Below are 24,208 nucleotides of genomic sequence, written 5' to 3'. Positions count from 1 at the left end.
GTATGCCGATGGGATTTTTTTATTTGCTCCCTTTATTGCGAAATCAGATTAGATAATTTCGGATAAAATCTATTGTGTCCAAAGTATTCAATCTCTTTAAAATGCTTTTAAAAAGGGTTATACCCACTAAGAAGGCGAATTATGAGTTTATCAATAAATTCTGATAATTTATAGTCTAAGGCTTCGATCCATATAGTTTCTTTAGAATATAACGCCGCCTCATATACTTGCGGATCATCAACTCCTTCGTCAAGATATATAAGTACAAATTGGTCATACGCATTGTAAACATCTATTGCGAAAAAGCGCCTGCTGATTTGTTTATTGTGATCTGGCAGCCAAGACCTTACCGCCTCTTGCATTTCAGATTGCGTATCATAAATGCCGTAATCTAATACATAACAATGTTTTCCTGCCAAAAACAAAAGCTCCCGTAAGGCAGCCGGAAAAATATCGCCGTGGTTATAACTCGCTTCTAAGGTTTCAATTTCTTCCATTGCCATTTGGGTCCGATCAAAAGTTACATTTTGGCTAACCCAGGAAATAGTTGGATTGTCTCTTAATTTTATTAAATATTTAATATCCATTACTTTGACTCTCAATAACGGCGCAAAAACCTAATCCTTCAATATCCTCTTGTTTATCCGCCCAATCAATCCCGGGCCCTCATAAATAAACCCGGTATACAATTGAACTAAAACTGCGCCTGCATTTATTTTTTCAATTGCGTCTTCTGCCGAATGAATGCCCCCCACCCCTATTATAGGAAATGCACCGCTTGATTTTTTGTGCAGGTAGGCAATTACTTCTGTTGAGCGCTTGGTTAACGGTACGCCGCTGAGGCCACCCATTTCATTCTTCAATTCATCTTCCGATAACAGGCTGTCGCGGCTGATAGTGGTGTTTGTAGCTATTATACCAGCAATGCCGGTTTGTTGCACAATCTCTACGATGTCATCCAGTTGTTCATTGGTAAGATCCGGGGCTATTTTAAGCAGGATAGGTCGACTTATACCGTTCTTTGAATTGCGTTTTTGCAGGGTATTTAACAGGTCCATTAAGGGTTCCTTTTCCTGTAAGGCGCGTAAGCCAGGTGTATTTGGTGAGCTAACGTTCACTACAAAATAATCAACCACATCAAAAAGACGGTCGAAGCATTTAATGTAGTCACTTACAGCATCTTCATTTGGCGTAACCTTATTTTTGCCGATATTACCACCAATGATCAATCCTTTTTGCCCGGCCTTGCTTTTGCGAAATGCTGCCAGCCTCTCGGCTACAACATCAACTCCGAGGTTGTTAAAACCCATACGATTGATTAACCCGCCATCCTTGGGTAAACGGAACATACGCGGCTTGGGATTACCGGGTTGAGGCAAGGGGGTAACGGTTCCAACTTCAACAAAACCAAAGCCAAGGTTTGCCATTTCGCCCATCATTTCGCCGTTTTTATCAAAACCAGCAGCAAGGCCAACAGGGTTTCGGAATTTCAGGCCAAATACTTCTCTTTCGAGTTTTGGGCTTTTAACATCCCATAGCGATCTGCTTATTGCCGCCCCTCCTGGAAACCGATTAAAACGCTTAAGATTAGCAGTTACAAAATAATGTACATTTTCCGGATCGAACTTAAAGAGCAGTGGCTTTATTAAAAAATACATGGCGCGAAGTTAAGTTTTTTGGTTCATGGTTCATAGTTGATGGATCATAGTAGCACCTTACAATGTAACAAATTGTATTAACCTTATAGCGCAGCAAAAGGAATTTCTATCTTAGCAATATTAAACCATAGCCTTTCGGCTATGAACTATGAACCATCAACTATGAACCATCTATGAACACGCGTCGTAATTTCATAAAGAACGCAGCTATCGGCTCGCTTGCCAGCCTGGCTTTACCGCAAATAGTTTCGGCGGCAGTTGCCGAAAGTGGTATGAAAAAGATCAGTATCGACAAAAACGATATTATACTTTTCCAGGGTGATTCTATTACCGATTGGGGCCGCGATCATAATAAGAATACGCCCAACGATACCAGCACTTTAGGCACAGGATATGTACTCATTGCTACCGCTCAACTATTAATAAAATACCCCGCAAATAACCTGCAGGTGTATAACAAGGGCATCAGCGGCAACAAGGTTTACCAACTGGCCGAACGCTGGGATACCGATGCGCTTGCTATTAAGCCAAATGTGTTGAGCATTCACATTGGGGTAAACGATTTTTGGCATACCCTAACCAACGGTTATACCGGCACTATTGAAACCTATATTTCAGATTACCATGCCTTGCTCGACCGTACAAAAAAAGCGCTGCCAAATGTGAAGTTTGTGATCTGTGAGCCTTTTGCAGTTAAAAATGTACGAGCGGTTGATGATAAATGGTATCCAACATTTGATTTATTTCGAAAGGCGGCAAAGGATATAGCAAATGAATACAACGCTCCCTTTGTACCATACCAGGCCGCTTTTGACAAGGCGCTGGAACTTGCACCCGGCGCCTATTGGACCCTCGATGGCGTGCACCCCAGCATTGCGGGTGAAGCGTTGATGGCAAGAACGTGGATGGAAGCTATCGCTTAGTGATCAGAGGCTAGAGATCAGAGATTAGTTAAAAACAGAAAAGATTAACCGCCAACGATAAGACGGTCTATCAAATAGTTGCTTTTTTAGCTAAACTTTTACGGCTTTCAGACAAAAACCTAACCTCCAGCCTCTAATCTCTAGCCTCTAATCCGTATCTTTGCGCGCAAATGATAGCTATAAATAACCTTACGTTTGAGATTGGTGCGCGCGCCTTATATGATGAAGCTAACTGGCATATAAAACCCGGGGAAAAAATCGGCCTTATTGGCGCAAACGGTACCGGTAAAACCACCCTGCTTAAAATTATTGTAGGCGACTACAAACCCACCTCGGGTACCATATCGATGGCTAAGGACCTTACTATGGGTTATCTTAACCAGGATCTGCTTTCCTACTCATCTGATAAAAACATTTTGCATGTAGCCATGGAGGCCTTTGAGCGCCAGAACCAACTGCATGACGAAATAGAAAATATCCTCCAAAAACTGGAAAACGACTATAGCGAAGACCTGCTACACAAGCTAAGCGATAAGCAGCACGAGTTTGAGGCTTTGGATGGATACAACATTGAATATAAAGCCCACGAAATTTTAGCAGGTCTCGGCTTTACCGAGGCTGATACACATCGTAAACTCAGCACGTTTTCGGGTGGCTGGCGGATGCGTGTCATGCTGGCCAAGATCCTGTTACAAGCTCCTGATATATTGTTACTGGATGAGCCTACCAACCACCTTGACTTACCCTCAATTGTTTGGCTGGAAGATTATCTGAAAGCTTTTGATGGCGCAATAGTGATCGTATCGCACGACAGGTGGTTTTTAGATAAGGTAATTAACCGTACGGTTGAGTCGCGTAAAGGTAAGCTTACCGTTTATGCAGGGAACTATAGTTTCTATTTGGAAGAAAAGGCGCTGCGTGAAGAAATTCAACGGGGCGAATTTAAAAATCAGCAATCAAAAATAAAACAGGAAGAGCGTTTGATTGAGCGTTTCCGCGCAAAGGCCTCAAAGGCTAAAATGGCGCAGTCGCGTATAAAAATGCTGGATAAAATGGAGCGGGTTGATGATGTGGATGATGATAATCCGTCGGTAAACTTCGCATTTCGTTTTTCAAAGCAATCAGGCCGCCACGTAGTAACACTGGATAATATCGTTAAAAAATATCCAGCCATTGATATTTTAAACGGCGGTGAGGCGGTTATTGAAAAAGGCGATAAAATTGCTTTGATAGGGGCCAACGGCAAGGGTAAATCAACATTGCTGCGGATTATTGCGGGCGCTGATCACGACTTTACAGGTAAGGCAGAAACTGGACACAATGTTTCGCAAACCTTCTTTGCACAGCACCAGTTGGAGGCATTACATTTGGAGCATACCGCCTTGCAGGAATTACAGTCGTTCGCACCGAAGCATACTGAAACCGAACTCCGTACCATTTTAGGTTCGTTCCTGTTTACTGGTGATGATGTATTTAAAAAGATAAAAGTACTTTCCGGAGGCGAGAAATCACGTGTCGCGTTAGCAAAGGCATTAACTGCAGATGCAAATTTCCTGGTACTGGATGAGCCCACCAACCACCTTGACATTGCATCGGTAAATATATTAATCCAGGCGCTGCAACAGTTTGAAGGCACATTCATCGTTGTATCGCACGACAGGTATTTCCTTGATAATATTGCCAACAAGATCTGGTTCATTGAAGACCAGCAAATAAAACAATACCCGGGCACATACGCCGAGTTTGACGTATGGTTTGCCAAGCGTAAACTGGAACCAAAGGCAGCCATCCCTGCTCCTCAACCTAAAAAGGAGGAGAAAAAGGAAGCTGCGCCGGCGAAACAACAGCCATCTGAAAATAAACATCAACAGTTAAAAAAACTCAACCAGGATCTGGGTAAAATGGAGGAGCAGATTGCCGCGCTCGAAAAAACCGTAAAGCAACTGGAAGCACAATTGGCGGATGATAAGTTGTATAACGACGTAGCTAAGATGAAGGAGATCAACATCGATTACGATAAAAAGAAAATGGAGTTGGGCCACATACAGTTGCAATGGGAAGCATTGGCTGAACAGATAATGGAGCTGGAAGCGTAGTTATTTCGGAATTCGGATGTTCGATTTCGGATTCCCCCCAAGTGTTTGTGTCCCCACAAACACTTCCAGGATGCCGGCTGTGAGGACACAGCCGGTACGGAGTTGATTTTCGGATTGACATATAAGGTTTCGGATTTATTTTTACCTTAGAACTTATAAATCACGATTAATTTATGAAAATCCCTGTCGGAGTTAAATTTTTTCTTTTCGTCGTTTTCCTTTTTACATTTTACACATCGTTTGCACAACCCTACACCGACAGCGTTTATCATCATGAAATAAAAAGCATCGAATTTTATAACTCAGCCAAAAAAGCTTCGTTTCCAATAGTCCCGTTAAACGCTGCTGAAACCCTGACTTTAGGTTTTGATAACCTACAGGGCGGCACACTTAACTACCATTACACGATTGAGCATTGCGACGCAGACTGGAACTCATCGAATATTTCAACTGCCGAATACCTAAAAAACTATAATGACGACCGAATCCTTAATTACAGTTATTCGATAGCCACGGTTCAGAAATATACGCACTATGAGCTAAAGCTGCCGAATGAAAATATCGCCCCAAAAATACCGGGGAATTATATACTAAAGGTGTATGAGGACAGTGATCCTACCAAACTGGTTTTAACTCGCAGGTTTTACGTGGTTAGTCCCAAGATCTCCATCAATGCAGAGATAGTACCATCGAGCGATAACAATACCCGGCAAACCAATCAGAAGGTAAATTTCACGCTTGATTATGGTAGCCTAAGGGTACAAAACCCAAACAGGGATGTGCGAACGCTGGTGATGCAAAATAACCGCAGTGAAACGGGCATCATGAATTCGCAGCCCATCTACATCCGCGGGACGCAGCTTATTTACAGCGATATTAATATCAACGACTTTCCGGCAGGAAATGAGTTCAGGCATTTTGATACGCGTACCCTTAAATTGAACTCGCAAAACATTTTGCATATCTACCGCGACACCGCCAATACGGTAATGATGCTGACCGACCCCGACAGGAACAAAGCTAATTACACCCTTGAATATGATTTAAACGGCAGCTATTATATCATAAACCAGGATGGCACCGACCCGCGCATCGATGCCGATTACTCACATATGATCTTTGGCTTAACAACTACCCGGCAACCAAACTCGGGTGCGGCTTATGTTGTTGGCCGGTTTAATGATTATAAGCTTGACGAGCACAGCAAAATGACATTTGATGCAAATAACAACCGGTATACAAATAGCTTATTTTTAAAGCAAGGAGTATACGACTACACTTATATTTGGGTCGATAAGGCCGGAAAACCGGATGATTTTGCACTGGAAGGCAGCTACTTTGAAACCGAGAACGACTACCAGGTATTGGTTTATTACCGGCCATCCGGCGCCCGCTGGGAAGAGTTAGTTGGGTACAAACTCTTAAATTCCTCAAAGAAATAATAAACTACTCCCATTCAATAATTTTTAAGGATTCGCAAAAACTTTTAGCTTAGTTATTTGATTATACTTAAAGAACTAAAAAGCGCTCACCCTTTGAAAAAACTTTAGAATTGGAACGATTTGGACGAATAGCCCTAAAAACCATACTATGGATAATTGCAAGTATCATTTTCCTGGTACTCCTTATCGTAATTTTAATACAGGTACCTTCCGTTCAAAATTTTGTTAAGGATAAAGCGGTTACTTTTATCCAGGGTAAAATTCACACTCCCGTAAAAATAGGTCACATTAGCCTGGGGCTGCCAAAGCTCATCGTTTTAGAAGACGTATATTTTGAGGACCAACACAAGGACACTCTTATTGCAGGCGAAAAGTTAAAACTTGACATCAGTTTGTTAAAGCTACTGAGTAATAAGGTGGAGATCAACGAAATTAACCTGCAAGGCATCACCACCAACATTAGCCGCGGCACCGACAGCGTTTTCAACTTCGATTACATTACAAAAGCATTTGCTGGCGAACAGAAAAAAGAGGTAAAACCTACTGATACCGCGTCCACAATGAAGTTCTCTATCGATAAGATCATCCTTGACAAGATCAATGTATCGTACAAAGACAAAATAACCGGCAACGATGTAAAATTTATCCTCGGACACTTTGATACCCGGATAAAGGACTTTGATATGGATAAAATGAAATTTACCATACCTAAGATCAACATTTCGGATGTTGATGCCCGCATTATACAATCACCGATAACTTCGGATGACACAAGGGTGGTCCCGGTTGATACTACCACCACTCCTATCAGCATGACGCTTAAGCTTGGTACTATCGATGTATCAAAAGTTAAGGTTGACTACCGCAGCAAGGAAATGAGCAGCAAGGTTAACCTGGGTAAATTTTTGATGGTGATGGATAAGATCGACCTTAAAAACCAGGTAATAGGCATAAAAAACATTACGCTTGATGATACCAAAGCAGGCATCACATTTGCCAAACCTGAATCTGTAAAGAAAGAAGTTGTAAAAGCAGTAAAGAAGCTTGATACACTGGTAGCAACCCCAACCAGTGGAAAGGGCTGGCGGGCTAAATTAGCAAAGGTTAGCTTTAGCAATGACAATATCCAATTTGATAATGATGCACAAAAAGCTTTGCCGAAAGGGCTTGACTTTGCGCATATGGATATTAAAAATCTGAATGCCGATGTGGAGGATATTTCCTATAGCCTGGATACCATATCAGGGAAAGTTAACTCGTTCACATTTGCTGAAAAAAGCGGCCTTATCATTCAGAAATTCCATACTTCATTTTTATACGGACCAAAAAGCGCTTACCTAAACGACCTATTGGTTGAAACGCCACAAACAGTATTGCAAAAGCAATTGCAGGTTAGCTATCCGTCTATCGCATCGATCACCAAAGATATTGGCCAGCTATATGTTAACGCAAATTTAGACGGCAGCAAACTTGGCCTAAAGGATGTTTTATTGCTTATGCCAACTATGGCGAGCATGGAACCATTTAAACATTCGCCGAATGCTGTTTTCAGAATTGATGGCAGAGTTATAGGTAACGTGAATAATTTGAGCATCCCTAATTTTGAAGTGAAGGGACTGAGCAATACCCATATCAAGGCTTCGGCCAATATGCGCGGATTGCCGAACATGAATAAAGCTTATTTTGATGTTACCATCGCGGATTTAACCACCAGTCGCGCAGACATAAGTAAGCTTGTTGCCGCGTCAATGATCCCCGCTTCGGTAAGCATTCCTGCCAACCTAAACCTAAAGGGAACTTTTAAGGGCAGCATGTACACTTTTAACACCAAAATGAACCTGCGCTCCACCTATGGTGCGGTTGATTTGGTTGCCGCCATGAAGAACGGTAATAATAAGGCAACAGCAAGCTATTCGGCTAATATTAAAGCAAATAATTTAAACGTTGGTGCATTAACAAAACAACCGCAGACGGTCGGCAGCATAACGCTTACAGCAACTATCAAAGGCGCCGGCCTCGACCCTAAAAAGGCGAACCTGCAATTCAGTGGCAATGTGGTAAAAGCCTATGTTAAGGGTTACACTTACCAAAATCTGGTAATGACAGGCACTGCACATGATGGCAATTATACCGCAAAAGCCAACATGAAGGACCCCAACATCAACTTTACGCTGGATGGAAAGGCCGACATGAACAAGAAATACCCGTCTGTAGCGGCTACTTTACAACTGGATAGTATCAATCTAAAAAACCTGAATTTCACCAAGGATGATATGCGGATTCATGGTAAAATTGTAGCCGATGTACCAACTGCCGACCCTGATTATTTGAATGCCAACATTAAAGTAACTGATTTTCTGCTGGCACAAAAAGACCAGACGATAAAGCTGGACACCATTAGCCTGGTTTCAACTGCAAATGCGGACAGCAGCACACTGCGGCTAAAGGCGCCAATGCTTAACGCACACATGGCAGGTAAATATAAGCTCACCGAAGTTGCACCGGCGATGCAGGATCTGATCAATAAATATTATAACACTACTGTAGCATCAAATAAAACGGTGGTAAAATATTCACCACAGCAGTTTAAGTTTGACATCAGGGTTGTTAAAACGCCATTGACGGACAAGCTTGTCCCTGATCTAAAAACGCTTGATCCTGTTCTAATCAGTGGAAACTTTGACAGCGAGGCTGGCGTCCTTGATATAAATGGCTCGATGCCAAAGGTTGTTTATGGCACTAACGTTGTTAACAACATGAAGTTGGCCATCAATACCAATAACAACGCGCTAAATTATAGCCTTACTGCCGATGATATAAAAGCTTCGTCGAGCATTAACTTGTTGTACACCAGTGTAACGGGGAGCGCGCAAAATAATAAGCTCAATATTAATTTACAGATCCGCGATGCTGCGAAAAAGGAACGCTACCGACTAGCGGGAGTATTCAGCGTTTTACCGGATGAATACCAGTTTAACTTTTTACAGGACGGCCTTATCCTGAATTATACGCAATGGGCGGTTAACGCAAACAACGCATTTCAATTTGGCAACAAAGGTATAATGGCCCGCGATTTTACTTTAACCAACAACAACCAGGTTTTAAGCATAAACAGCGACACCCAGGAATACAACGCCCCGATAACGGTTAGCTTTAAGAACTTTAAAATAGAAACCCTAACCACTGCTGCCCAGCAGGATTCATTACAAGTTGGCGGCGTCATTGACGGTGATACCCATATCAGTAATTTTCAGAAATCTCCGGTATTTACAGCAGCGCTAAATGTAAAGGACTTTAACTTTAAAGGCGATACAGTAGGTAACATAGCCTTGAAGGTGAATAATCAAACAGCTAATGCCTATGCCGCTGACGTTACAGTTACGGGCAAGGGCAACCAGGTTAACTTAAATGGTTTGTATTACACCGCACCTGAAAGTAAATTTGATTTGAACCTGAATATTGTGAGCCTGAAAATGAAAAGCATTGAGGGCTTTAGCTTTGGCAGCATCAGGCGTGCCAGCGGAGATATTACCGGGCAGTTAAAAATAACTGGAACCACAGACGCACCGGTTGTTAGGGGCGATGTGAATTTTAATAAGGTAGGCTTTAATGTTTCTATGCTTAACTCCTACTTTACCATGCCAAACGAAAAGATCACATTCAACAACGATGGCATCCTCTTTGATGATTTTACCCTGATCGATTCGCTGGGTAATAAGGCAATTGTTACGGGAACGCTCTATACCAAAACATTTACCGATTTTAAATTTGGTATCGATATTAACGCAACCAATTTCAGGGCAATTAATTCGACTCAGGAAGACAACAGGCTGTATTATGGGAAACTGTTTATAGATACCCGGATTACCATCCGCGGTAATATGGCTAAACCTGTTGTTGATGCCAACCTTACCGTTAACGACAAGACGGACCTCACCATTGTATTGCCACAAGATGACCCCGGCATTGAGGATCGAAAGGGTGTTGTTGAAGTAATAAACCCGAATGCGCCCAAACTCGACTCTATATTTTTAGCCAAACAATTGGATTCGTTGCGAAAATCAGACGTGACCGGGCTGGATGCTACCGCAAATATCAACGTAAATAAAAACGCAAAATTCACGATTGTAATAGACGAACGAAATGGTGATGTGGTTCATTTGCAAGGTGAAGCCCATTTAAACGGGGGCATAGACCCTAGCGGAAAAATAAACTTAACAGGTAAATATACCGTAGCAAGTGGCTCATATAACCTGGCTTACGCTACTGTTAAACGCAAATTTAACTTCAAACCTGGCAGCACAATTAACTGGACCGGAGATCCGACCAGCGCCAACGTTGACCTTACAGCTATATATGTAGCAAACGTCCCTCCTATCGACCTTGTGAGTGACCAGCTTGGCGGCGATCAGACCACCACAACCATGTATAAGCAAAAGCTCCCGTTTAACGTAAACCTGCGCTTACAGAACGAACTTTTAAAACCTGATATCAGTTTTGATATTGTATTGCCGGATAGTAGTTATACAGTATCTCCTGATGTGGTATCAACTGTAAATCAGCGCCTTTCACAAATACGAACAGACCCTAACGAAATGAACAAGCAAGTGCTGGGCGTGTTGGTGCTGGGTCACTTTATTGGCGACAATCCGTTCCAGAGCCAGGGGGGCAATGCTGGAATCGGGGGTGCCATACGCAATAGCGTGAGTAGTTTATTGTCCGATCAACTGAACAAGCTTGCAGGCAACCTGATAGGTGGCGTGCAGCTAAGCTTTGACCTGACATCAGGACAGGACTACTCAACAGGCACCGAGCAAAACCGAACGGATCTCAACGTCGGGCTTTCCAAGCAGTTCCTTAACGACCGCCTGACCGTAACAGTTGGTAATAACTTTAACCTGGAAGGGCAAAATCAGCCTGGTCAAAAATCTACAGATATTGCGGGCAACGTTTCGGTTAACTATAAAATCACCAAGGATGGCAGATACATGGTGAGAGTTTACCGTAAGGATGAATTTATAGTGGTTGAAGGCGAAGTTATAGAAACCGGCATCGGTTTTACATTAACTTACGAGTACAACCGTTTTAAGGAACTATTCGCCAAAAAATCGAAAAAAGATAAGCAACTGGAGAAGGAATATAACGAAAAGCAGAAAGCAATAAAGAACGAACAAAAGGCTGCTGATAAAAAAGTCGATTCTACAGCAGCGCCGGTTCAGCCAGTCCAAAACAATAAACCACAAAACTAAATATGGCCAAGCTTAGATATCTATTTGTAGTTTTTGCTCTTTTTTTAAGCGCCTGCAGCAATACCAAGTATTTAGCTCCAAACCAAAAGTTATATACGGGCGGTGAGATAAAAATTGATGATAAGGATATCAAAAAAAGTGAGGCTAATGCTCTTCAAGAGAATCTGGAGGCCTTATTACGCCCCCAACCGAACAGCAGTATATTAGGTTTAAGATTTAAGCTTTGGGTTTATAATAAAACACGTACCAATAAAAGAACAGGCTTAAGGCATTATTTGAATACTCATATTGGCGAACCACCGGTATTGGTTAGCAGTGTTGACCTGACAAAAAACAGCTCGATACTGCAGAACAGACTGCAAAATGTAAGCTACTTTTTGGCCCAGGTAAGTGGTGATACGGTAAGCAAAAACAAAACAGCCAAAGCTGTTTATACAGTGCATGCCGGGCCGTCATATCATTATCGTAAGATTGTATTCCCGGGCGAAAAAGACGATCTGGATACTGCGGTTACAGGCACCTCTGCCAATACCTTTTTAAAAGCAGGTGACAAGTACAATCTTGACGTTATCAAAAATGAAAGGATAAGAATAGATGCACGCTTGAAGGAAGAGGGCTATTTTTATTTCGCTCCGGAGGATTTGATAATGAAGTATGATAGCACAGTTGCGGGGCATCAAATTGACATGTTTGTTAAAGTAAAGAACGCAACACCTGACGAAGCACGCTGGATCTATAAGATCAGGAACATCTATGTTTATCCACGTTATACCTTGCGCGATACCGCAACTAAATTAGATTCTGCAGTAAAATACCGCTGGTATAATGTAATCGATCCCAAAAAAACTGTCAGGCCCTTCGTATTTAAAAATGCGGTTTTGCTGCATCCAGGTGATACATATAATCGCACCAAACACAACAACTCATTAAACAGGATGATCAATCTGGGGCCATTCAGCTATGTAAAAAACAGGTTTGAAGACGTAACACCAGATTCGCCTTACCTGGATATTTACTACCAGTTAACTCAATACAAGAGGAAGGCGCTATCGCTTGACCTGTTAGGAAGGCAAACTTCTGCAAACTACAACGGAGCCCAGATAAATCTAAATTTTAAAAACCGGAATACGTTTAAAGGTGCAGAACTATTTACTCTCACCCTGTTTGGGAGTACCGATCTGCAATTTGGCGGGACAGGTAATGGGTACAACGTTTACCAGGCGGGTATTCAGCCAAGTATCAGCTGGCCAAGGTTTATCGGTCCGTTCAGTTTCAACACCGATAATGCATTTATCCCGCACACCATTTTAACGGCGGGCTATACACTGATTAACCGGACCAAGCTTTACACATTAAATTCGTTCAATACGTCGTTTGGTTACTCGTGGAAGCCAAACCTTCATAAGCAGCACGATCTGAACCTCATGAATATTACTTATGTTGATGCGGCAAGTATTTCACAGATCTACAAGGACAGTATTGCGCATACGCGTAACCCTGCCTTAGCCCACGTAATAAATAACCAGTTCACGTTCGGCCCGTCATACGGTTACACTTATACCAACACAACCGAGGATTACCGAACAAATACTTTTTATTACAATGGAAAGGTAAGTACGTCGGCAAATATTTTTGGATTGGTAACCGGCGCGGATACGCTTGCAGGCAAAGTTAAAAAGCTATTTGGAACCCCTTTCAATCAATATGTTAAATTAGAGAACGAGATCAGGTTTTATCATAAATTAACCCCGGGGATTAAACTGGCCACGCGCTTTTTAGTAGGTGTTGGATTGCCTTATGGAAACTCAACAGTTTTACCGTACAGTCAGCAATTTTTCATAGGTGGTCCTAACAGCCTTCGCGGCTTCCAGGCACGTTCATTGGGCCCCGGCGCGTACAATTTACCACCGTCACTAAATACCGGGAATGCCTTCCTGGCAGATGAATCGGGCGATATAAAAATTGAGGCTAATGCCGAGTTCCGCCCTAAGTTGTTCAGTATTGTTGAGGGAGCGCTATTTGTTGATGCCGGTAATATTTGGCTATTGCGGCCTAACAGGCTTCAGCCCGGCGCTGCATTTGGTTCCAACTTCATCAATCAAATGGCCGTTGATGCCGGCTTTGGTTTACGTTTCAATTTAACTGTGCTGGTTTTGAGGACTGATTTTGGCTTTCCCCTTATCGAACCAAACTTACCTGCCAGTCAACGTAAAGTTATCAATGGCATTGATTTCACCGATGCAAAATGGCACGGCAGCAACATGATCTTTAACCTTGCCATTGGATATCCATTTTAATTAAGTCCATTAAATGGTAATTTAAAAATAGTTCCGGATAAACAAAATCTACCCTTCGGTCACCATCCATAATTTATTAGCCATAAATTTGACCCTGGTTAAAAAACAAACGTTTTTAACTAGCTTTTAATTTAACTTTATCGCAACAGCTAACCGGGTGTTATACGTAAAAGGCTTGGGATTATTACTTTTTTTATGCCAGACCTGTCGTCAGTAAATGTATAAGCCAAAGAGAAATACAACAATCTTAGTGATTGCAACCCTTTCCGCAATTATGGGATGCATTGCTATAGCTGCATGGCTTTTTGACATAACGGCTCTTAAGGACCTCATCATCAGTTCGCTTTTTACAAAATTCTATTTCCCCCTCTGCCATATCGTAGTGGGTTCAATACTATTGTATACCCAAATTGGAATGAATAGGGTTAGGTCGCGGGATTTTAAAAAGAGTGAAGAAAAATATCAGTCGCTCATCGAACAGGCATCCGATGCAATATATATACTTGATTTCCAGGGCAATTTCACCGATGTTAACGCCAGCATGTGTAAAATGACAGGCTACACCAAGGAGGAATTACTGCATTTAAGCATTGAGTCGATAATTGATCCAGAAGAATTAAAAGTTGATCCCCTGCCGAAAAAAATGGATAAAACCGATGGATCAGTGATCCGTGAAAGGCGATTTGTTAGTAAAACCAAAACGATCTTTACTGTCGAAGTTAATGTAAAACGATTTTCTGACGATAGTATAATGGTCATAGCACGGGATATCACAGGTCGTAAAAAAATGGAATCGGAACTAAGGGAAGCTGAGCTGAAATTCAGAACTGTCACCGAAAAATCGATGGTGGGTATTTACATCGTTCAAAACGAAAAATTCTCCTATGTTAATCCCCGGTTTGCCGAAGTTTTTGGATACAGCCCGGAGGAAATGACGGGGACCTTCAAAGTTGATTCAATACTTCATCACGACTACAAAGCAATTGCGAATGATAATGTTAGAAAAAGAATAACTGGTGAGGTGGAAAGTGTAAACTATGAGGCAATGGGCACTAAAAAGGATGGCACAGTTAATTGGGTTGAATTTCATGGAAGCCGGGCCATTATTGATGGTGAACCCACCATTATTGGCTCAATGATCGATGTTACCGAACGGAAAAAAGCAGAAGAGGAGTTGCGCTCGTCCGAACAGCAATACAAACTGCTTTTTGACAGTAACCCCATGCCCATGTGGATGATAGCAAAGGACGACCAGACGATAATTGCGGTCAACGATGCCGGGGCGAAGCATTACGGCTATGAAAAGGCAGAACTTTTGCATAAAAGCACGAAAATTTTCAGAGCTAAGGATGATTACGATGAACAAATGGAGGGATACCGACAGGAAGCTCAAAATACAGATGGTTCGCGGATTGTAAAACATTTTAAAAAGAATGGCACAGCAATGTATGTTCAGATAATAGCATACGACATAACATTTGAGGGCCGGCCTGTTAGACTGTCTATGACGAATGACATCACGGAAAAATTAAACGCTGAACAGAATCTAAAAAATGCTTACGAAAGCATTCAAAACCATATTAACAGTATAAAGGAAATGGCCTGGAAGCAGTCTCATCTTATCCGGAGTCCCTTAGCTAATTTACAGGCACTTATAGCCATGCTAAAGGAAGATCCAAAAGATGGCGAATTATTTACCCACATGCAAAATGAGTTAAAAAGGATGGATACAATTATTATCGAGATGGCAAAAGAAGCAGCAGATCATGACTAAAACTAAATCGGCCAGTGTGCCAAAAAGAATAACCGTCCCGCTACAAATAATCGATCTACATGAGGATGGCTTCCACCCTTTGGTTAAGATAAAGGTCTTTGGAAAAAAGTTTATCGTTGTTTTGGATACCGGTGCCTCAAAAACCGCCTTTGATCAAACCATGCTGCTCCAGGCATCAGAGAACGCTGTCCTTACCACGAGTGAAAGGCTTTCCACCGGCTTGGGAACAAACAGTATGGAATCATCAACAGCGGCAATAACTGATATGCGGATCGGTAAGCTTTTGATTGATGAATTTGAAGTGGCTGTGCTTGATCTTTCAACCATAAACATCGCCTATCGTCAACTCGGCCACCCCGAAGTTTTGGGTGTTTTAGGCGGAGATCTGCTAATGAAATATAAGGCTGTGATTGATTATGGAAAAAGTCGCATGTTGTTAAGGAAATAAAGCTTCAACAAAAAGGCCTTGCTCGTTAAAGCAAGGCCTTTGAAAAATTATTTTTCTAAATCTTATGTATCTATTCTCGCGTATTTCGCATTTTTCTCGATAAATTCTCTGCGCGGGGCAACTTCATCACCCATAAGCATACTGAAGGTATGATCACACTCGGCAGGATTTTCAATGCTTGCACGTTTCAAGGTACGGGTTGCCGGATTCATAGTGGTATCCCATAACTGCTCGGCGTTCATCTCACCTAAACCTTTATAACGCTGGATATGTACGCTGTCTTCTTTACCTGCTCCCTTTAGGCGTTGTACGGCCGCATCTCGTTGTTCTTCTGTCCAGCAATATTCAAATTCCTTACCTTTTTTAACCTGGTATAATGGCGGCGATGCAACATACACATATCCATTTTCAATCAACTCCTTCATATAACGGAAAAAGAATGTCAGGATAAGGGTAGTGATGTGGGAACCGTCCACGTCAGCATCCGTCATGATCACAATTTTGTGATAACGAAGCTTGGTCATGTTCAGCGCCTTATCATCTTCCGGTGTGCCACGGCTAACACCCAGGCCGGTAAACATATTCTTTATTTCCTCGTTCTCGTAGATCTTGTGCTCCATGGCCTTCTCCACGTTCAGGATCTTACCACGTAATGGTAAAATTGCCTGGTATTCGCGGTTACGCCCTTGTTTGGCGGTACCACCCGCCGAGTCACCTTCCACAAGGTATAATTCACATAATGCAGGATCACTATTAGCACAATCCGAAAGCTTGCCTGGTAGCCCTGAGCCCCCCATAACGCTTTTACGTTGCACCATTTCACGGGCTTTGCGGGCAGCAGCACGGGCTGTTGCAGCAAGTATTACCTTGCTTACTATCATCCTGGCTTCCTTAGGGTGCTCCTCCAGGTAATTTCCAAGGATCTCACCTACCGCCATATCCACAGCGCCCATCACTTCGTTGTTACCCAACTTGGATTTGGTTTGCCCTTCAAATTGTGGCTCCTGTACCTTAACCGAAATTACGGCGGTCATCCCTTCACGGAAGTCATCGCCTGTAATTTCAACCTTCATATTTTTCAATAATCCTTCTTTATCAGCATAAGCCTTTAAGGTACGGGTTAAACCCCGGCGGAAACCTGCAACGTGCGTACCACCTTCAATGGTGTTGATGTTATTAACATATGAGTGTACATTCTCAGTGTAAGTATCATTGTACTGCAGCGCCAGTTCAACCGGGATACCGTTCTTTATACCGTCAACATAAATTGGCTCCGGTATAATTGACGTACGGGTACCATCTAAAAATTTAACAAACTCGCTTAAACCACCTGTTGAGTAAAATTCCTCCATAGGGAAACTTCCATCCTCTTCAGGCTCACGCTCATCGGTTAAAGTTAACCTAATACCTTTATTTAAATACGCTAGTTCGCGTAACCGCGCAGCCAGCGTATCGAACTTATATTCAGTAGTTAGTGTAAATATCTCCGGATCGGGTTGAAAGGTTTGGGTAGTCCCTGTGCGGGCAGAGACGCCGATTTCTTTTACAGGGAATAAGGGCTTGCCTTGTGCATATTCCTGGGTAAACATTTTGCCTTCACGCTCAACAACGGTTTTCATGTGGGTTGATAGTGCGTTAACGCAACTTACCCCTACACCGTGCAAACCGCCGGATACTTTGTAAGTATCTTTATCGAACTTGCCCCCCGCGTGCAAAACCGTCATTACGATTTGCAGTGCCGAAACCTTTTCTTTTGTAGTGATCCCCGTTGGAATACCACGGCCATTATCTACAACCGTAATGGAATTTCCTTTGTGAATGGTAACGTTTATGGTGTCGCAGTAGCCGGCCAGCGCCTCATCTATCGAGTTGTCAACAACTTCATATACCAAATGGTGAAGGCCTTTAACACCTGTATCACCAATGTACATGGATGGGCGTTTACGTACCGCCTCTAAACCCTCTAAAACCTGTATATTATCTGCTGAATAATTTGATTTGTCTTCTTTTTCTTCGCTCATATATGGTTAAAACAATAACCTTCAAAAGTACGAAAATAACCCCAAATTACAGTCATTGTTGATAAATATGGCAGTATATAAACATGCCCGCTAAAAGATTAGGATACTTGTTCCGAAAGTTTATCTTTGTCAAAATTTATATAAATTAGAACGATCAAAATTTCGTGCGTAGATACGCAGCAAAACCAATTTTAAAAATGAAACAAACGGCTTCGATTTTTACAAAAATCACTTTAGGTGTGTTACTTGCAGGAAGCATCACAGCATGTAACCAAAACAAACCGGCTGATAAAACAGCTGCAACAACTGCGCCCAGCGTTAAACCCGAAATAGTTTACATAAACCAGGATAGCGTATCACTTAAATACGAATATGCTAAAGACATGCGCAAACGCATGGAAGATAAAGGCAAGGCCGCGCAAAATGACGTAGGCGGCCGCAAACAAGCTTTTCAAAGAGAAGTTGCCGAGTATCAAAAAGTTGCAAATACTTTGAGTGCAGATCAACGCCAGACAAAAGAGCAGGATTTACAGCGTAAGGGCCAGGACCTGCAAACTTATGAACAAAATGCAAGTGCACAGTTCCAGAATGAACAGGCAGGTGAAACTCAAAAACTTTATGAAAAGGTGTATAGTTTCAGTAAACAATATGCTAAGGATAACGGCTACAAAATGATCCTGACATTCCAAACCGGCAACACGCAATTGCTATATGCTGATCCAAGCCTGGAGATAACAGCAGATTTCCTTAAAAAATTGAATGACGCTTACGCAAAGGACAAAAAATAATGCATAAATGCAAATAAAGACTATCGCATTTATTAAGAAAAACCCCGGCCATAAGCCGGGGTTTTTTAATTTTGGGCTGATGAAAAACCAGTTACACGAAAAATTTATGCGGATGGCAATTGAACTGTCTGAGCATAATCTTAAAAGCGGCCTGGGAGGTCCGTTTGGAGCGGTGATTGTTAAAGACGGCGAGATAATAGCCAGCAGCGCAAATAAAGTCGCAACGGAAAATGATCCTACTGCACATGCAGAGATCTCGGCAATTCGGCTGGCTTGCAAAGAGTTGGATACATATAATTTGTCGGGTTGTGAAATTTACACCAGCTGCGAGCCCTGCCCTATGTGCCTTGGAGCTATTTATTGGGCTCGTATTGATAAAATTTATTATGCTAATACAAAAACCGATGCGGCTAATATCGGCTTTGACGACAATTTTATTTACGAAGAGATTGAACGCAAAATGGAAGAACGTAAACTTCCTTTTATTCAGTTATTGCGGGAAGAGGCTTTACCGGTCTTCAAGTTATGGCGAACAGGTGATTTTGGCAATACACATTATTGATAGTTTGATTTGGGATTATTAACTTAAAAAGCATTCTCCTCCCCTTTCAGCGAGTTCCGGATTGTTAGGAAAACAATTTTAAGATCGAGCAGGAACGACCAATTTTCCAGGTACCAGATATCAGCTTCGACTCGTTGCTCCATATCTTCCACAGTTTTTGTTTCCCCCCTGAGTCCGTTTGTCTGCGCCCAACCGGTAATACCTGGTTTTAAAAAGTGCCTTACCATAAACATATCTATCAACGCAGAGTACTCTACAGTATGGTTTATCATATGCGGCCGCGGACCAACTACTGACATATTACCTATCAAAACATTAAAAAATTGTGGTAATTCATCCAGACTGGTTTTTCTGAGAAATGCACCAGATTTGGTAATACGGCGATCATTACGGGTAGCCTGCACCTTATCCGAGTCGTTATTAACCCTCATACTCCTTAATTTGTAACATTTAAACGGATGGTTGTCTCGCCCTGACCTGGTTTGTGTGAAAAATACTGGCCCTTTTGATTCCAGCTTTATAATAATTGCCAGGATGGGAAACAACCAGCTGAATACAAAAAGTATTACAAATAAGGAAAATGCAATGTCAAAAATCCTTTTCTTAGACCTGTTGAGCAGGTTTTCAAGCGGCTCAGTCCTAACTGAAATAATAGGGATATGTCCGAAGCTTTGTATATAGGTTGGTTTTTTATGGTAATCGTAATATTCAGGCACTGATTTAAAACGAATAAGATTTTTATCAGCCTCAACCATCAATCTTTCAACTTTTTCCGAATCAGATACAGGCAGGGTGCAAAAAATCTCCGCGCCCTTATTATGTTTTACATACTCAATGCAATCATTTATGCCGCCTAGGTACAATTCCTTTTCCTTAATATTAGCCGGGATATCATCGAAAAAGCCAAGCACCTTATATCCAACATCAGGGTTTTGCAAAAAGTAGTTATGCAGGTCAATCCCAATCCGTCCGGCCCCCACAATTATCACGTCCCTGGTATCAATTAACGAAGCACGTTCACTTTTTCTAATTATCAAAAAGATGAGCTTCCAAAGTCCCAGCAAAAATCCAAAAAGCGCTAAAGAATAAAATAAATATTGACGTGTTATGAAATAAGCCTCTGTGCCTATTAATATGAGAATTGTAAAACAGATAAAACTCACAAAAAGAAAATAAGTGCGGATTACACTTCGATAAGTTTTCACTGAATCCTTATTCAGCACCTGTTCATATAACCCCGAAATATTGGCCGACAAAAGCCATATCAGGTTAAAGACTAACACGATCGGCAGATACCTTCTATTATTCGCCCAAAATACATTTGACCTATCCTCAATAAAGTAGGTTGTTACCATACTTATATTAAGTATCAAATAGTCAATTGTCAGATTTAAAGCTTTAAAAAATGTAGTATGTCTGTTTATCATTCAAATTCTGCAGATTAAAAATAGATATAGATCTGTGAAGTATCTATTAAGATAATTGCTAAAATATTTTATGTCTTTCCATTTGATAACATAATAGCTGTCGCAATTATTTGAAAACCAAAACGAATTAGTTTTTATTAAATATTTCAATTAATTATAATAACAACTAAAGTACGGAATGGTAAACGGCTTAGATTATTTAAGGCTACGACTTAAAGTTTAATGATTCTAAGGGCCCTCGTGAAATAAAAAATTAGCTTTTAATTTACAACCGTTATTGCAAAAGCCATTGATGAAGGGAATAAAAAAACGATCTGGTAGATTTTTTTTCATACTATTAATCAATACATATATTAATTATCTTTCTATTAATATTAAGCTCAAAAATATGGTTTTTTATTAAAAAAAAAGAATCATTTAGCTACGCAATTACCATTTAAAAACAAATTTATTATGGATAAATATAATATAAATTTTATTAAATGTATCCGGAAAGTTACAATGAGTAATGCTTTAAAACGGTCAAACCTCAGCACATTAATCACCCTTTTCGAAAAAATCATCCTTTAATCCGTCAATTTCCCGCCTGTCCCTCTTAGTTGGGCGCCCCGTCCCCCTGTCGCGTTTTAGTAATGGAGCATGAAACATTGATTTAAATGCGGGGGTTTGCTCAACAGGAGTAATATCTTCATAAAAATCAATTGCTTTTTTTGCATCTACACGATTTTCGAGCAAGCCGGTAACCTTAACTATCTTCTTATCTGGCCCTTTTGAAACCTGGTAAACTTCCCCTAGCTTAACCTCATGCGACGGTTTAATATTTTGGCTATCCAACTTCACCCGGCCAGCTTTGCAGGCATCAGAAGCAAGCGTGCGTGTTTTAAACAACCTTATCGCCCACAAATATTTATCTATTCTAAGTTTTTCCTTTACTGGCATTGGCGCTCAAAATTACAAACATTTATATAATGCAGGTTTAAGTTTATAATAATTTTATGTTTGTGAATTAGCTGTTAACACTTAGTTAAACAAATTCCCTAAAAATCCTTTAATTTGCTGAAAGTTAAATTTTACTGATGCAAGACCTAAAAAAACTTATTGAAGAGGCCTGGGAAGACAGGAACCTGCTGCATTACACTGAATATATCAATGCGATTGATACCGTGATTGAAAATTTAGACAAAGGCACTATGCGCGTTGCCGAATTGATTGGAACACGCTGGCATACACATGAATGGATGAAAAAAGCAGTAATACTGTACTTTCCAACCCGCCAGATGGTAGAAATGTCAGTCGGCCCATTTGTTTTTCATGATAAAATGAAATTAAAAACGGATTATGCGACAACAGGCGTACGCGTGGTTCCGCATGCTATAGCCCGCTATGGCGCTCATTTGGCAAAAGGCGTTATCATGATGCCTTCATATGTAAATATTGGCGCTTATGTAGACGAAGGCACCATGGTTGACACATGGGCTACAGTTGGCTCATGCGCACAAATTGGCAAACATGTACATTTAAGCGGAGGAGTTGGTATTGGCGGTGTTTTAGAACCTGTGCAAGCTGCACCGGTTATTATTGAAGACAATTGCTTTCTAGGTTCAAGGGCTATAGTTGTTGAAGGAGTTCACCTTGAAAAAGAAGTTGTGCTGGGCGCAAATGTTGTGTTAACCGCATCAACAAAAATCATCGACGTTACCCATGATGAACCTATTGAATACAAAGGACACGTTCCTGCACGTTCAGTTGTTATTCCGGGTTCCTACACTAAAAAGTTCCCGGCCGGCGAATACCAGGTGCCTTGCGCGCTGATTATTGGTAAGCGTAAGGAATCAACAGATAAGAAGACATCACTGAATGATGCGCTGCGCGAAAATAACGTTGCTGTGTAGTTAGATTCGAGACGTGAGATTTGAGATGCCAGATTAATCAATCGGTCTCATATCTCATATCTCATATCTCAAATATGAAGATCCTGATAAGACTCCCTAATTGGCTTGGCGATGTGGTGATGAGCACGGCATTCGTTGCTGCTGTTAGGGAGTTTTACCCCGACGCAACTATCGATGTGGTCATAAAGACGGAATTAAGCGGTATTGCAGCTTTAATTCCCGGCCTAAATGCTGTTCATCCATTTGCAAAACAGGAAAACAAGGGCTTAGCCGGCGTTTTTCGATTTGGCAAAGGATTTCGTAATGAAAAGTATGATCTTTTCTTCAACTTGCCAACGTCGTTGTCATCATTAGTAATGGCATGGGCCACGGGCGCCAAAAAACGAGTAGGTTTTGGTAAGGAGGGTGCTTTTTTCCTGTTAACCGATTGCTACCGGCAGCCGTTAAGGCTACACCGAACCGATGAATACATTTTCCTGTTAGAGCAGTTTACAGGCAAAGCGATCAATTCCCGGCTGGTTAAATTAAATGCAGGCAACTTATCGGCCCCAAATAATAATCGATTGATTATTAATTTTAACTCGGAAGCCGAATCAAGGAGGATGCCGGTTGATAAGGCAAAATCGATTATTAACACCTTAACCCGTACTTTCACTGGCACGACTTTTACATTTATCGGCTCCCCTAAGGAAGAGGCGTTTGTTAACGATATAACAAAAGGGGTTGAAAATTACGATAGGATCGAAAACCTTGCCGGTAAAACTAACTTGGCTGGGCTTGCCGGGTTAATGGCAAATTCGGCTGCGGTACTTACTACGGATTCCGGTCCCGCTCACCTTGCAAACAGCGTTGGAACCCCTACTGTTGTTTTATTCGGTGCAGGTAATGAACAAAATACAGCTCCTTACAATAAACAGAATTTGACCGTGCTGCGCTATGGGAAACTGAACTGCGAACCCTGTGTGAAAAACACCTGTAAGCTTTACGGCATTCCGAAATGCCTGGAACTATTAGATGAATTACAAATCATTAATGCATTGAGCGTATATTTGCACCATGCTTAAAGACGAAGTAGCAAAAGCTTTAAAGGTGATCCAGAACGGCGGAATCATCCTATACCCTACTGATACCATTTGGGGAATAGGCTGTGATGCCACCAATACCGAAGCGATAAATAAAATCTATAGGTTAAAACAGCGTGGCGAGGCAAAAAGCATGATCATTTTGCTGGATACAGAGAACAAGCTGGAAAGTTATATCAGCGATGTAAATCCACTGGCTTATGACCTGATAGAATATGCCGAGCACCCGCTAACTTTAGTTATGCCCGGCGCAAAAAATATTTCGCCGGCACTTATTGCCAGTGACGGAAGTGTTGGCATACGTGTGGCCAAACACCCTTTCTGCCAACAGTTGATCCAGCGCCTGCGAAAACCGTTGGTGTCAACTTCAGCAAACATAAGCGGCAAGCCATCGCCACAATATTTTTCGCAGATTGATGATGAAATAATTGGTGGTGTTGATTATGTAGTTGATATCGACCAGCATGAAATGGAGATTAAAACACCATCAACCATAATGAGGCTTGCTCCTGACGGTAAATTTGAATTTATCAGGAAGTAGTTGATTTG

17 protein-coding genes are annotated in these 24,208 nt (G+C 41.5%); 12 read left to right on the top strand and 5 right to left on the bottom strand.

The window, feature by feature from the left end; all coding sequences use genetic code 11:
* Positions 1-107 precede the first annotated feature (107 nt).
* Both KXD93_RS19105 and KXD93_RS19100 read right to left on the bottom strand, forming a co-directional pair.
* Positions 108-587, bottom strand: a complete 480-nt coding sequence (locus KXD93_RS19105) for a hypothetical protein (protein ID WP_258138946.1) — start codon at positions 585-587, stop codon at positions 108-110.
* Positions 588-617: 30 nt separating this feature from the next.
* Positions 618-1,658 (bottom strand): quinone-dependent dihydroorotate dehydrogenase, encoded by a 1,041-nt coding sequence (locus KXD93_RS19100; protein ID WP_258138945.1) that lies wholly within the window; start codon positions 1,656-1,658, stop codon positions 618-620.
* Between the two features lie 173 nt (positions 1,659-1,831).
* Here KXD93_RS19100 and KXD93_RS19095 point away from each other — a divergent pair, with 173 nt between their 5' ends.
* The 7 genes from KXD93_RS19095 to KXD93_RS19065 all read left to right on the top strand — a co-directional run bounded on the left by KXD93_RS19095 (position 1,832) and on the right by KXD93_RS19065 (position 15,887).
* On the top strand, positions 1,832-2,581 hold the full coding sequence (locus KXD93_RS19095) for an SGNH/GDSL hydrolase family protein (protein WP_258138944.1): 750 nt from the start codon (positions 1,832-1,834) through the stop codon (positions 2,579-2,581).
* Positions 2,582-2,751: 170 nt separating this feature from the next.
* The gene (locus tag KXD93_RS19090) at positions 2,752-4,677 is read left to right on the top strand and encodes an ABC-F family ATP-binding cassette domain-containing protein (protein WP_258138943.1); all 1,926 of its coding nucleotides are present in this window, start codon (positions 2,752-2,754) and stop codon (positions 4,675-4,677) included.
* 173 nt (positions 4,678-4,850) lie between these two features.
* Positions 4,851-6,119, top strand: coding sequence for a type IX secretion system plug protein (locus KXD93_RS19085; RefSeq protein WP_258138942.1), 1,269 nt, complete (start codon positions 4,851-4,853; stop codon positions 6,117-6,119).
* A gap of 110 nt (positions 6,120-6,229) precedes the next feature.
* Positions 6,230-11,368, top strand: coding sequence for a translocation/assembly module TamB domain-containing protein (locus KXD93_RS19080; RefSeq protein WP_258138941.1), 5,139 nt, complete (start codon positions 6,230-6,232; stop codon positions 11,366-11,368).
* 2 nt (positions 11,369-11,370) lie between these two features.
* Positions 11,371-13,665 carry a translocation and assembly module lipoprotein TamL gene (gene tamL, locus KXD93_RS19075; protein ID WP_258138940.1) on the top strand — a complete coding sequence of 765 codons (2,295 nt, stop codon included), beginning with the start codon at positions 11,371-11,373 and terminating at the stop codon, positions 13,663-13,665.
* Positions 13,666-13,939: 274 nt separating this feature from the next.
* On the top strand, positions 13,940-15,439 hold the full coding sequence (locus tag KXD93_RS19070; RefSeq protein WP_258138939.1) for a PAS domain-containing protein: 1,500 nt from the start codon (positions 13,940-13,942) through the stop codon (positions 15,437-15,439).
* A complete protein-coding gene (locus KXD93_RS19065) occupies positions 15,432-15,887 on the top strand; it encodes an aspartyl protease family protein (protein ID WP_258138938.1) in 456 nt (151 codons plus the stop codon). The genes KXD93_RS19070 and KXD93_RS19065 overlap by 8 nt, the downstream gene beginning before the upstream one ends.
* A 62-nt stretch (positions 15,888-15,949) precedes the next feature.
* Here the strand turns inward: KXD93_RS19065 and gyrB are convergent, their stop codons facing one another.
* Positions 15,950-17,908, bottom strand: a complete 1,959-nt coding sequence (gyrB, locus tag KXD93_RS19060) for a DNA topoisomerase (ATP-hydrolyzing) subunit B (protein WP_258138937.1) — start codon at positions 17,906-17,908, stop codon at positions 15,950-15,952.
* A gap of 197 nt (positions 17,909-18,105) precedes the next feature.
* On the opposite strand from gyrB, the gene KXD93_RS19055 reads away from it, so the two are divergent.
* Both KXD93_RS19055 and KXD93_RS19050 read left to right on the top strand, forming a co-directional pair.
* Complete coding sequence (locus KXD93_RS19055; protein ID WP_258138936.1) at positions 18,106-18,696, top strand: OmpH/Skp family outer membrane protein; 591 nt, start codon at positions 18,106-18,108, stop codon at positions 18,694-18,696.
* A 79-nt stretch (positions 18,697-18,775) separates the two neighbouring features.
* Positions 18,776-19,258 carry a nucleoside deaminase gene (locus KXD93_RS19050; protein WP_258138935.1) on the top strand — a complete coding sequence of 161 codons (483 nt, stop codon included), beginning with the start codon at positions 18,776-18,778 and terminating at the stop codon, positions 19,256-19,258.
* A 23-nt stretch (positions 19,259-19,281) separates the two neighbouring features.
* On the opposite strand, the gene KXD93_RS19045 is transcribed toward KXD93_RS19050, so the two are convergent.
* Both KXD93_RS19045 and KXD93_RS19040 read right to left on the bottom strand, forming a co-directional pair.
* A complete protein-coding gene (locus KXD93_RS19045; RefSeq protein WP_258138934.1) occupies positions 19,282-20,685 on the bottom strand; it encodes an undecaprenyl-phosphate glucose phosphotransferase in 1,404 nt (467 codons plus the stop codon).
* Between the two features lie 537 nt (positions 20,686-21,222).
* Positions 21,223-21,624 (bottom strand): RNA-binding S4 domain-containing protein, encoded by a 402-nt coding sequence (locus KXD93_RS19040; RefSeq protein ID WP_258138933.1) that lies wholly within the window; start codon positions 21,622-21,624, stop codon positions 21,223-21,225.
* Positions 21,625-21,761: 137 nt separating this feature from the next.
* Between KXD93_RS19040 and KXD93_RS19035 the strand changes: the two genes are divergently transcribed.
* The 3 genes from KXD93_RS19035 (at position 21,762) to KXD93_RS19025 (ending at position 24,200) form a co-directional block, all read left to right on the top strand.
* Complete coding sequence (locus KXD93_RS19035; RefSeq protein WP_258138932.1) at positions 21,762-22,577, top strand: 2,3,4,5-tetrahydropyridine-2,6-dicarboxylate N-succinyltransferase; 816 nt, start codon at positions 21,762-21,764, stop codon at positions 22,575-22,577.
* A gap of 74 nt (positions 22,578-22,651) precedes the next feature.
* Positions 22,652-23,641 carry a glycosyltransferase family 9 protein gene (locus KXD93_RS19030; RefSeq protein ID WP_258138931.1) on the top strand — a complete coding sequence of 330 codons (990 nt, stop codon included), beginning with the start codon at positions 22,652-22,654 and terminating at the stop codon, positions 23,639-23,641.
* Positions 23,634-24,200, top strand: a complete 567-nt coding sequence (locus KXD93_RS19025; RefSeq protein WP_258138930.1) for an L-threonylcarbamoyladenylate synthase — start codon at positions 23,634-23,636, stop codon at positions 24,198-24,200. Before KXD93_RS19030 ends, KXD93_RS19025 begins: the two co-directional genes overlap by 8 nt.
* Positions 24,201-24,208 lie beyond the last annotated feature (8 nt).

Origin of the sequence: Mucilaginibacter phenanthrenivorans, from assembly GCF_024721155.1 — a bacterium.
Lineage (GTDB): Bacteria > Bacteroidota > Bacteroidia > Sphingobacteriales > Sphingobacteriaceae > Mucilaginibacter > Mucilaginibacter phenanthrenivorans.
This window is presented reverse-complemented; position numbering and strand designations above follow the sequence as displayed.